The 10,853-nt window shown below is 58.0% G+C and carries 10 protein-coding genes; 4 read left to right on the forward strand and 6 right to left on the reverse strand.

Features of this window, described 5'->3' with window-relative positions; all coding sequences use genetic code 11:
• The first annotated feature begins 166 nt into the window (after window positions 1-166).
• Together EII30_RS07360 and EII30_RS07365 are read left to right on the forward strand one after the other, a co-directional pair.
• The gene (locus EII30_RS07360) at window positions 167-1,198 is read left to right on the forward strand and encodes an Rv3235 family protein (protein WP_124886687.1); all 1,032 of its coding nucleotides are present in this window, start codon (window positions 167-169) and stop codon (window positions 1,196-1,198) included.
• Between the two features lie 269 nt (window positions 1,199-1,467).
• Complete coding sequence (locus tag EII30_RS07365; RefSeq protein WP_124886688.1) at window positions 1,468-2,163, forward strand: hypothetical protein; 696 nt, start codon at window positions 1,468-1,470, stop codon at window positions 2,161-2,163.
• Window positions 2,164-2,167: 4 nt separating this feature from the next.
• On the opposite strand, the gene rlmB is transcribed toward EII30_RS07365, so the two are convergent.
• The 3 genes from rlmB to phoU are packed head-to-tail and all read right to left on the reverse strand — an operon-like array spanning window position 2,168 to window position 5,270.
• A complete protein-coding gene (gene rlmB, locus EII30_RS07370; RefSeq protein WP_124886689.1) occupies window positions 2,168-3,142 on the reverse strand; it encodes a 23S rRNA (guanosine(2251)-2'-O)-methyltransferase RlmB in 975 nt (324 codons plus the stop codon).
• Window positions 3,139-4,581 carry a cysteine--tRNA ligase gene (gene cysS, locus EII30_RS07375; protein WP_124886690.1) on the reverse strand — a complete coding sequence of 481 codons (1,443 nt, stop codon included), beginning with the start codon at window positions 4,579-4,581 and terminating at the stop codon, window positions 3,139-3,141. Before cysS ends, rlmB begins: the two co-directional genes overlap by 4 nt.
• 38 nt (window positions 4,582-4,619) lie before the next feature.
• The gene (gene phoU, locus EII30_RS07380) at window positions 4,620-5,270 is read right to left on the reverse strand and encodes a phosphate signaling complex protein PhoU (protein WP_124886691.1); all 651 of its coding nucleotides are present in this window, start codon (window positions 5,268-5,270) and stop codon (window positions 4,620-4,622) included.
• A 153-nt stretch (window positions 5,271-5,423) separates the two neighbouring features.
• On the opposite strand from phoU, the gene EII30_RS07385 reads away from it, so the two are divergent.
• On the forward strand, window positions 5,424-6,617 hold the full coding sequence (locus EII30_RS07385) for a cell wall metabolism sensor histidine kinase WalK (RefSeq protein WP_124886692.1): 1,194 nt from the start codon (window positions 5,424-5,426) through the stop codon (window positions 6,615-6,617).
• A gap of 25 nt (window positions 6,618-6,642) precedes the next feature.
• Window positions 6,643-7,365, forward strand: a complete 723-nt coding sequence (locus tag EII30_RS07390) for a response regulator transcription factor (RefSeq protein WP_124886693.1) — start codon at window positions 6,643-6,645, stop codon at window positions 7,363-7,365.
• Window positions 7,366-7,490: 125 nt separating this feature from the next.
• Here the strand turns inward: EII30_RS07390 and typA are convergent, their stop codons facing one another.
• From typA to tpx, 3 genes are all read right to left on the reverse strand, one after another.
• Window positions 7,491-9,398, reverse strand: a complete 1,908-nt coding sequence (typA, locus tag EII30_RS07395; protein ID WP_124886694.1) for a translational GTPase TypA — start codon at window positions 9,396-9,398, stop codon at window positions 7,491-7,493.
• A 119-nt stretch (window positions 9,399-9,517) separates the two neighbouring features.
• On the reverse strand, window positions 9,518-10,081 hold the full coding sequence (locus EII30_RS07400) for a hypothetical protein (RefSeq protein ID WP_124886695.1): 564 nt from the start codon (window positions 10,079-10,081) through the stop codon (window positions 9,518-9,520).
• A 44-nt stretch (window positions 10,082-10,125) separates the two neighbouring features.
• The gene (tpx, locus tag EII30_RS07405) at window positions 10,126-10,635 is read right to left on the reverse strand and encodes a thiol peroxidase (protein ID WP_124886696.1); all 510 of its coding nucleotides are present in this window, start codon (window positions 10,633-10,635) and stop codon (window positions 10,126-10,128) included.
• Between the last annotated feature and the right edge of the window lie 218 nt (window positions 10,636-10,853).

The following is a 10,853-nucleotide window of genomic DNA, read 5'->3' on the forward strand; positions in this document are numbered from 1 at the left end:
GTAATTACAGGGCATAAAAACCAGGGTTTAAAAGCCTTTTGCTTTAGCCCCGGTTCCATGTAATTATAAAACTATGTTGCGGGGCAAAAGCAACCACCTGTTACGCGGCGCCGCGGCATAAAACAAAATCAACTGGCTGATGCAGCCCTGAGAGTTAGGCCCCCCAATGTCGACCTCACGAAAAACTCAATCACACCAAAAGTTGCAGACCGCGAAGCAGCGGTCGCAGGCTCAAAAGGCCGCCGCTGCTGCCACCGAGGCCGCTGCGGCCGAGGCTACCGCTGCTTCTGAGACGACCGCAGCCAGCGCTGCTGAGGCCGCAGCCACCTCTGCCGCCAATGCTGCGAAGAAACCCGCTGCTGAAACCGCTGCTAAAACCTCAGCTAAGCCTGCGGCATCCAAACAGCCACCCAAGAAAGCGGCAAAGTCAGCGTCGAAAGCTGAGGGCAGGGAAACGGGCAAGCCAGCACCTAAACCAGCGCTCAAAACAGCAGCAAAACCCGAGACCAAACCCGCAGCGCCCAAACCCACGGCCAAACCCGCAGCAAAGCCTGTGACCAAGGTCCAGGGAGCGGCTGTGACAGCTTCTCTCCCGCCAGCGGCGAAAACCGCCAAGTCTGCGAAACAGCCACCGAGCGATGTACTGATCCGCAACTTCGCTGTGATCGCGGTCGAAACCATCGCTGGCATCCGATCACTCTCGCAGATCCGCTCGTTCGTAACTATGGCCGCGTACCAATCACTGCGCACCCAGCTGGAACTCGCGTGCCGGGCAAGACCTGCGCAACCGTCACCGGCGGATCGCAGCACCTCCACCGTCACGGGCAGGGTCTTTAGCACTCGCCTAAACGACAACATCTACGAGGCCGTTGTGACCGTGCAACAGCAACACCGCGCGGTCATCAACCCCGCCATCGCAGCACAGCAGAGCTCAGCCCTGCAGAGCGCGATCCCGAGCGCCGCCCTCCCCGAGGGCGCGGCAACGGCCAGAGGTAAGAAACCTCCCGACCAGGCTAAACCGCTAACCGACACCGGCACCGGCACCGGCACTGGCACCTCGGCGCAAACCAGCGCGACCGCACCAACAGACACGGCCACGCCAACCGGGACGCTGTTGGGGCTCAGAAACATCGCGGTTGTGCTCAGGCTTGAGCGGATCCGCGGCGGCTGGCGCGCCAGCGAGCTCTACGTGCTGTAAGCTCACAGCTCGGGCGCGAGCCAGCAAGCCACCGCAGCTGCCCCAGCCTCTCGCGAATAATAAGAGGACGTTTTGAACCGCATGTGTTGCTTCTGAAAACTTTTGCATATAGGCTTAGGAAAAGAGAGTCTCACTCATAACCAAAGTTTCGATCAAAGGTGAAGAACTATGAGATCCATCAATCGGCAGTACAGAATCCTAGTAACACTTGAGTACAAGTCCGGTGGTCTCAAATGGAACTTCTCCTCAGGCTCATACTTTGATATCCCATGCGACAACTAAGTCTAACCAAAGCGAGCGAATATCCACAGGGAACGTTCTTAGAACTCCCTTTCCCTGCGGACAGTAGCGTACCGGCACGAGTATTTGCTCAGCGAAGGCATACTGGAATTTTCGAGTTTTCCCTTCTGTTTCAAAGAGAGGCTCCGCCTCCGCAAGAGGTAAATATAGATTTTTTTGATTACCTCCTCTCTCTCCGAGCGGACGAAATTGATTTATTTAGAGGGGATCTATGGATTGAATCAAGAACCCGAAACAATCCGATCAGCTGGGTTTATTATCGCGTTTTAACCAACGCTTTGCCCTCGGTTCTTTATGCCAGGGTTGGCGGTACAGTCGAGGTAAAAGTGCCAGCGGACACCATTGAAAATCTGCCACAAGAGGTTCTGAAATCCGGAGTATCCGTCTCTCAATTTCAGGGCGTATTCACGCGAGTTTCAATGATGAAAGCTGAACCTAACCCTCCGCGCCATATGTGGTTCCGACTCCATCCGCAAGACAGAGAGACCTGTGCAGACTACAGAAATGGGCCAGACGAGACCTTCATGGACGGGTTTTTGTTTGGATCCCCTCAGCCTGATCTTGAAATTGAGTTCCTTGAGAGTGCTGTTGGTTCTGGTGGCAGTCACTATCTAACCGTGCTCAGTAGCGCAGGCCTCGAACTCTATCTGCGTCAACCTAGCTAACCCTCTATCCCCGTTCGGCGCGCAGTCTCGCAATCTCGTAGCATGCCACGCTCGCGGCGATGCCCGCGTTCAGCGACTCGGTTGCGGCAGAGATCGGGATCGAAACAATCGCGTCACACTGCTGAGCAACCAGCCGTGACAGACCACTGCCCTCGTTGCCCACAACAATCGCGAGAGGGCGATCCGCCAGTGGCAGACCCGGCAGCGGCACATCGCCTCCGCCGTCAAGCCCAACAACAAACACTCCCTGCGCCTGCAGGTCCTTAATCGTGCGGGTGAGGTTCGTCGCCTTCGCAACCGGGCAGCGGGCTGCCGCACCGGCCGAGGTTTTCCAGGCGGCTGCGGTCACACCGGCTGCCCGCCGCTGCGGCACAATCACCCCGTGACCGCCGAACGCGGCAACGGAGCGAATAATCGCGCCCAGGTTGCGCGGATCCGTCACCCCATCAAGAATCGCCAGAAGCGGTGTCTCTGATTTCTCAAACGCGCGCTCCAGCACGTCAAGCGGGTGACTGTACTGGTACTCGGGCACCTTCAAAACAACACCCTGGTGGACGGTGTCGCGGGTGACCATCCGGTCCATCTCAGCGCGCATCACCTCAAGCACCGGGATCCCTCTCCCGGTCGCAATGCCGAGGATCTCTTTCACCCGGTCATCAAACTCGGTTCGGGCCGCGATATACAGCGTGGTCGCCGGGATTTTAGTGCGCAGCGCCTCCAAAACAGAGTTGCGTCCGGTCACCAGCTCAGCGTCCGACTGCACAGGACCGCTCGGCCGCTGCGGCTTCTGCGGGCGTTTCGCCGCGGCACGCTCGCGCAGCTGCTTCGCCTTATACGCCTTGTGGTACGGCCGGTCCTCAGCCTTCGGGGTTGGCCCCTTACCCTCCAGCGCCTGCCTGCCGTGACCGCCGGTTCCTACCGACTTGCCCTTGCTCTTTTTGCGGACCGCCCCCGGCCGCCCCATTCTCTTTACGTTCATGCTAGATTCCAGTGTGTCTCTGTCGCGCTATCTTCTAAAACAATACCCGCCTTCTGCAGCGAGTCGCGGATCATATCACTGCGCTCCCAATCGCGGGCGCTTCTCGCGACTGCCCGCTCAGCGAGCATGTCAGCAACAAGCGACCCGAGCGCCTTTTCGGCCTTGCTGCCCCCGGCCGACTGCGACCAATCAGGGTGGCGCGGATCCAGGTGCAAAACCGCCAACATCGCAAACAGGCACTCAGCACTCGCTGCGGCACTCTGTCGGTCGCCACCGTCAAGCGCGGCGTTAATCGCGCGCACCGCCAGGTGCACCTCGGCGAGCGCGAGCGGCACCGCAAAATCGTTGCACATTGCCTCCGCAAATTTCGCGGGAACCAGTTTAGCAACACCGCCAAGCTCACTGGTTGGATCCGGCAGCTCACCGCCAAACTCACGCTCCAGTCGAGCAACAACCGCGACAATGCGACCAACCGCCGCAGCCGCTTCGGCGAGCAGTTCGGTGCTGTAAACCGTGGTTGAACGATAATGGCCGGCGCCCAAGAAATATCGCAGCACAAGCGGGTCGTTTGCCGCGATCACATCGTGGGCGAACAGTGAGTTACCGAGCGATTTCGACATTTTCTGCTCGCCAACGTTAACCATGCCGTTGTGCACCCAGTATTTCGCGAAGGCATCGCCCGCAGCGTTTGACTGCGCGAGCTCGTTTTCGTGGTGCGGGAACCTGAGATCCCTGCCGCCGCCGTGAATATCAAAGCTCGGCCCTAAGAACCTGGTTGCCATTGCGGAGCACTCAATATGCCAGCCGGGCCTGCCGGATCCACCCACCCCGATCTGCCACTGCGCGTCAACGGGCTCACCCTCACGGTGTGCCTTCCAGAGCGCGAAATCGGTCGCGTTACGTTTACCGGTTGCGGTTGGTTCACCGTCGACCATGTGCTCGCGCCGCTGCCTGGTGAGCGCGCCGTAAGCCTCCCAGGCGGCGGTGTCGAAGTAGATGCTGCCGTCCGCTGTCTCGTAGGCGTAACCGCGCTCGATCAAACGTTCAATCAACTTGCCCATCTCGGCAATATGCCCTGTCGCGCGGGGTTCAGCGGTTGGTGGCAGGATCCCGATAGCGGCGTATGCGCTGCTGAACTCTCGTTCAACACGGGCGGCTAAAGCCCACCAGGTTTCAGGGTTTGCCGTCTGCTCACTGGCAACAGCGTTCACCAGGATTTTGTCGTCAATGTCGGTCACGTTACGAATGAGCGTCACCCGCATATCGCACGCCGCAAACCAGCGCCGCATCTGATCGTAAACCAGGGCGCTGCGCAGGTGCCCAATGTGGGGCGCCGACTGCACAGTCGGGCCGCACACATAGATCCCCACCTCGCCCGGACGGTGCGGCTCAAAAGCAACAATCTGCTGCTGCTTTGAATCGTAAATTTGCTGTATCACCCTATAAGCCTACTGGGTTTGCAGCAATTCTGCCTGGTTTACGCGCTGACCGGTTGACCTGACAGGAAGTAGTCCATCTGCTTTGCGATGGCAACCGCGTGGTCGCCGAAGCGTTCGTGGTATCTGCTGGCGAGCACAACATCAACAATGTGCTCCGGTTTTGCAGGGTTGATACTGTCGCTTAACACCCGCTCAAACACCTTGCTGTGCAGCTCATCCAGGTCATCATCCAGGTCGCGGATCTGCACAATAGTACTGCGATCTTGCTGTCTGAGCAAAGCAACAATTTTTTGCGCCATCTGCGCGTCAATCTTGCTCATCTTGCGGAAGATTTTTTCAAAGTTCTCGGGCAGTACCTGCTCCGGGTAGCGGTAGCGGGCAAGCTGCGCAATATGCTGGGCGAGATCCGCCATCCGCTCAAGTGATGCGCTCATCCGCAGCGAGCTAACCATCAGGCGCAGATCACTGGCAACCGGCTGCTGTCTAGCGAGCACGTCGGTCACTTTTTCGTCGAGCGTTGCCGCGAGCCGGTCAACGTTTTCGTCGCTCTCAATAACCGCCTCGGCAAGGGCGACATCACTGCCCGCGAAGGCCGCGGTCGCGTTAGTTATGGCGGTTTGTACCAGTTCAGCCAGCTCTACCAGACCGTCTTGAATCTCACGCAGTTCCTGCTGAAATACCTCGCGCATGTTATCCTCTCCGGTTCCTCTCCGGACTAATCTACCCGCTTAGCACGGCGTTGCTATCCAGTCTGCTAGACGATACTGAACATTACTCTACAAACAGGTAAACAGCTGGCAAACAAACCTAAAACAACCGCTTTCACACCATAGAATTAAACTATGGATCGCACACTGCTAACCATTCTATCGCTGTTAGCCGGCGGGTTAATTGGCGGTGTCGGTGTTTGGTTTGTGTTGTTTTCTAAGCGTTTAAGCCGCAGCCGAGCAGCGGCGCGGCGCCCCCAGCTATCAGATATTGCCACCACTATTTTCGACAATTTCGAGTCCGCCGCGGTTATCCTCGATGCCTCCCTCACCCCCATCTACACTAACCATATTGCCCGCGACGACCACCGTTTCATCGGCAGCGAGATGTTCCGCGATCCCTCATTCTTGCGATCCATGCGCGAGGTTATGCAAACCGGTGCCCCGTTCAACCTGGTGCCCGACACCGCCGATTTTGCGGGAGCTAACCTGCGGGTGCGCGCGTTCCGACTGCAGCAGCGTTTCGTCGCCGTGCTGATTGACGACGTCGGTGAGGCACAGCGGGTTAACGCGATGCGCCGCGACTTTATCGCAAACGTCAGCCACGAACTAAAAACCCCGGTCGCTGCCATCGGCCTGCTCGCCGAGGCGATGCTTGAGGGTGCGGACGAGCCGGAAACAGTGAAACAGTTCGCAGGCAGCCTCGTCCACGAGTCCAAACGACTCGGCGAGCTCAGCCGCGACATCATCCACCTCTCTCAGGCACAGTCAGCGCTGCGTCCCGAGGATCGCGAGCCGATCAACCTGCGCAAGCTCATCAAATCCGAGGTGAAGGCGCACCAAAACCTTGCCGAACAGCAGCAGGTTGACCTGGTTATCACAGAATCGCTCGCAACAGCGAAACAGGAGGCGACGATGCTCGGCAGAAAGAGCGCGCTCGGAACCGCGGTCGCGAACGTCCTGAGCAACGCGATCCGCTACTCACCTCCCGGGGGTCGGGTCGGGGTTGGTTTGCGGATCAACACAGGCAAGCTTGAGGTAAGCGTCACCGATCAGGGGTCCGGCATCCCGCCCGAGTATCAGCAGCGGGTGTTTGAGCGCTTCTTCAGAATCGACAGCTCCCGCACAAGAGACTCCGGCGGCACCGGCCTCGGCCTCAGCATCGCAAGACACACAATGCGCGCCCACGGCGGTGAGATCGAGCTGTGGTCAAAAGAGGGGGTTGGATCCACCTTCACGCTGTTCTTCCCCCTGCACGAGAATCTGCGCCTCCCCGCCGACGCACAGCCCAAGAAACCTCGACGTAAAAAGTTAGACGTGCAAGGCTAACCAAACAGAAAGGACGGCATAGACAGTGCCTGACCCACAAGCAACGCAACAAACAGCACAGCGGATCCTCCTGGTTGAGGATGAGCCGTCAATCGCCGGCCCCTTAAGTTTTTTGCTGCGCAAAGAAGGCTACGCCGTCACCCACGTCGCTAACGGAAACGACGCCCTGCAGGAGTTTGAGCACGGCGAGTTCGATCTGGTGCTGCTCGATGTGATGCTGCCCGGACTACCCGGAACGGAGGTGTGCCGGACGATCCGCCAAACCTCTTTCATCCCGATTATCATGCTGACCGCGAAGGACAGCGAGGTTGATATTGTGGTCGGACTTGAGCTCGGCGCCGACGACTATGTGACGAAGCCGTATTCAGCGTCGGAGCTGCTCGCCCGGATCCGCGCGGTGCTGAGGCGGTTTGAGTGCGCAAAGCAGAGCGAAGCGGGCGAGAGCCCCGGGAACCAGCTTGCGATCAGCGGGATCGAACTGGATCTGGATCGCCACACCGTCACCGTGCGCGGGGTTGAGACCGCGATGCCGCTGCGTGAGTTTGAGCTGCTTGAGCTGTTAATGCGTCACGCCGGCCGCGTCCTAACCCGCGCACAGCTGATTGACCGCGTCTGGGGCACCAACTATTACGGTGACACGAAAACCCTCGACGTGCACATTAAACGCATCAGATCCCGCATCGAGGTGGATCCCACCAACCCGGAACTGATCGTCACCGTGCGCGGTGTGGGTTACCGTTTCGACTAGCCAAGTGTTTGCGACCGCGCTAGCTACAACATAGGCCCCTATCCCGTTAAACAAAGAACCGGGCGGTTCATAAACTTGAACTACCCGACTCTTGTACCGTTTTAGCTGCGGTTCTCTAAAACCCGCTATTTGTTTTGCTGTTTCACTCGGTCGGCCGCTTTCTTCCGCAGGTTTGAGTCGAGCTCAACCTTGCGGATCCGCACGGTCTCCGGTGTCACCTCAACACACTCGTCTTCGCGAGCGAACTCGAGGCACTCCTCGAGTGTCAACTGGCGTGGCGGGGTCATGGTTTCCATCACGTCAGCGGTTGATGATCGCATATTGGTGAGCTTCTTTTCCTTTGTGATGTTCACCTCCATGTCGTCGGCGCGTGAGTTCTCGCCAACAACCATGCCCTCGTAAACCTCAGCACCAGGCTGCACGAAGAATGTCATCCGCTCCTGCAGGTTCATGATTGCAAACGGTGTTGCAACGCCCGCGCGGTCAGCGACGATTGAGCCGCTCTGCCTGGTCACAATCTGCCCCGCCCACGGACCGTAGCCGTGCGAGATCGCGTTTGCGATACCGGTTCCACGGGTTGTTGTCATGAACTCTGAACGGAAGCCGATCAGTCCGCGTGACGGCACAATAAACTCCATGCGCACCCAGCCGGTGCCGTGGTTGCTCATGCCCTCCATGCGCCCCTTACGGTTTGCCAGCAGCTGTGTGATCGCACCCAGGTGCTCCTCTGGCGCGTCAATGGTAAGGTGTTCGAATGGCTCGTGAGTTTGACCGTCTACCTCGCGGGTCACAACCTGCGGTTTACCAACGGTCAGCTCGAAACCTTCACGGCGCATGTTCTCAACCAGGATCGCCAGCGCGAGCTCACCACGACCCTGCACCTCCCAGCTGTCTGGTCTGCCGGTGTCCACCACGCGAAGGCTAACGTTACCGATCAGCTCACGATCAAGACGGTCTTTAATTATGCGCGCGGTCAGTTTGTGACCCTTCACCTTGCCGACAAGAGGTGAGGTGTTGGCGCCGATTGTCATCGAGATCGCTGGCTCGTCAACGTTGATAACCGGCAGCGGCCTAACGTCCTCGCTGTCGGCGATGGTCTCACCGATTGTGATGTCTTCAATACCGGCAATCGCCACAATATCGCCCGGGCCGGCTGTTTCTGCCGGGTAACGGGTGAGCGCTTTGGTTAGCAGCAGCTCGGTGATACGGACGTTTTGCACGGATCCGTCCTTGCGTACCCAGGCAACGGTGCCGCCCTTGCGAATGGTGCCGTGGTGGACGCGAAGCAGCGCGATCCGCCCGAGGAACGGTGATGAGTCAAGGTTGGTGACGTGCGCCTGCAGCGGGTGTTCGTCATCGTACTGTGGCGCGGGCACGTGCTTCACAATCGCCTCGAACAGCGGTTCCAGATCCTCGTTGTCCGGCAGTTCGCCATCAACCGGGCGCTGCCAGCTTGCAGCCCCTGCGCGACCCGAGAGGTAAACGGTTGGCACGTCCAGAACCGCGTCAACATCGAGGTCTGGCTGTTCCTCCGCGAGATCTGAGGCGAGGCCGAGCAGCAGATCGTGTGCTTCTTCCTCAACGGCCTCAATACGCGCGTCTGGCCGGTCAGTCTTGTTTACCGCGAGGATCACCGGCAGCCTCGCCTCTAGTGCTTTACGCAGCACGAAACGGGTCTGCGGCAGCGGCCCCTCTGAGGCGTCAACCAGCAGCACAACACCGTCAACCATCGACAGTGCGCGCTCCACCTCTCCGCCGAAGTCAGCGTGACCGGGTGTATCAACGACGTTAATGGTGATGGTTTGACCGTCTGCGTGCGCACCGCCGTAAGCGATCGCGGTGTTTTTCGCGAGGATCGTGATACCCTTCTCGCGCTCCAGGTCGTTCGAGTCCATTACTCGGTCATCAACCTCGGTGTGCGCGTCGAAGCTGCCTGTCTGCTTCAGCATCGCGTCAACGAGCGTGGTCTTACCGTGATCCACGTGGGCAACGATTGCGACATTGCGCAGGTCTTTTCTGGTGGCTAACGCCATTTTCTCCTCCGTTTTGCTGCGTGGCAGCTATTTTTGGCCCGTGCAGCGGTAAAACGGCTTTGGGCAGTATGAAGTTATGTTATCGGTTTTTTGGGCGGTGGATCCGCCAGCACAGCTTCTTAGTGAACTGTTTTTGTCGCAGCATCCAGCAGTCCCCAGATCTCATTGTAGAGTTGGGTTGCATCCTGGCAGGTTGCTTCTGGTTTCATTACGGACAGTTTGCCGTTCTCGTCCTTTATAAACCCGAACTGTGTCCGCATCTCCGAGCAGCTCTCCGGTAGGCTGTTGATCAGGCCGCTGTTGAGCTGTAGTTTGTTGTTGTTATCTACCAGCTGATAGTGTGATGAGCCGAACTTGCTTGAGATGTCGATACTCAAACCCCACTGGCTGACGTTGAGGTTGATGGTCTGCCCCACCTCCACGCTTGGCGCGGTGTCTGGGTCAGGAACGGCAACGGTCTCTTTGTCTTTATCGACCGTAGCGGTGTCTTTATCCTCTTTGTCAGAGCTGGTTGACGCTGTCTCACTCGTGGTCTCTTTGGTTTCGGTTTTAGCCGCGTTAACAGAGTTGATGAGCACAGTGGATGCCACAAGCGCGACTATCACAATAATGCCAACGGTGATCCACGGGACAAGCTTGGATTTAAGGCTTGCCCCGCTGTTATTGCTGATTGATTTAGTCACCCAATAAGTCTACGCGATTATCTTGTGAAGAGTCACAACCGTGCTTAGGCTGTCGCAGCTAGTGCGTTGAGCGCTGCTTCGTAGTCTGGCTCTTGCCCGATCTCTGGCACCTGCTGCGTGTAGGCAACTTGACCGGCGGAGTCGATGACCACGATGGAGCGCGAGAGCAGTGTCGTAAGCCCGCCCGTTGCCATGGTTAGCCCGTAGTCGTCTCCGAAGCTGGAACGGAACGCTGACAGGGTTTTAACGCCGTCGATACCCTCTGCAGCACAGAAGCGGCCGAGAGCAAACGGCAGGTCTTTTGATATGCAGAGGATCCGGATATCGTCGCCGAGCTCGGCTACCGCCTCGTTGAAGGTTCTGGCGCTCTGTGCACAGATGCCAGTGTCGATGCTCGGGAAGATATTGAGCAGCAGTTTTTTGTCGCTGTAGTCGCTGAGTTTCACATCGGTGAGGTCTGCGTCAACGAGGGTTGCGTCTGGGGCGCAGGATCCGACCTCTGGGAGTTCGCCGACTGTTGTGATTGGTGTGCCTCGCAGCAGGATGTCAGCCATATTTTGTCCCTTACGTTTCTGTTTAGACTAACGTTTGTTCTTCTCTAGATTATATAGAGCTTTGCTGCTTAGCAAGCAAAGCGTGAATGAAACTTGTTGGTGAAATAAAAAAAGGGAGGGGGAACCATACGGTTCCCCCTCCCCAATCAAAAATATTTCGGCGGTGACTTACTCTCCCACACCCTCCCGAGTGCAGTACCATCAGCGCTATAGGCCTT

The organism is Leucobacter sp. OH1287 (assembly GCF_003859945.1).
Classification (GTDB): Bacteria; Actinomycetota; Actinomycetes; order Actinomycetales; family Microbacteriaceae; genus Canibacter.

Excerpts from the sequence above, each read along its gene's own strand:
- EII30_RS07360 (WP_124886687.1), top strand. The coding sequence starts at position 167 with ATGTCGACCTCACGAAAAACTCAATCACACCAAAAGTTGCAGACCGCG.
- EII30_RS07365 (WP_124886688.1), top strand. The coding sequence starts at position 1,468 with ATGCGACAACTAAGTCTAACCAAAGCGAGCGAATATCCACAGGGAACG.
- rlmB (WP_124886689.1), bottom strand. The coding sequence starts at position 3,142 with ATGAACGTAAAGAGAATGGGGCGGCCGGGGGCGGTCCGCAAAAAGAGC.
- phoU (WP_124886691.1), bottom strand. The coding sequence starts at position 5,270 with ATGCGCGAGGTATTTCAGCAGGAACTGCGTGAGATTCAAGACGGTCTG.
- EII30_RS07385 (WP_124886692.1), top strand. The coding sequence starts at position 5,424 with ATGGATCGCACACTGCTAACCATTCTATCGCTGTTAGCCGGCGGGTTA.
- typA (WP_124886694.1), bottom strand. The coding sequence starts at position 9,398 with ATGGCGTTAGCCACCAGAAAAGACCTGCGCAATGTCGCAATCGTTGCC.
- tpx (WP_124886696.1), bottom strand. The coding sequence starts at position 10,635 with ATGGCTGACATCCTGCTGCGAGGCACACCAATCACAACAGTCGGCGAA.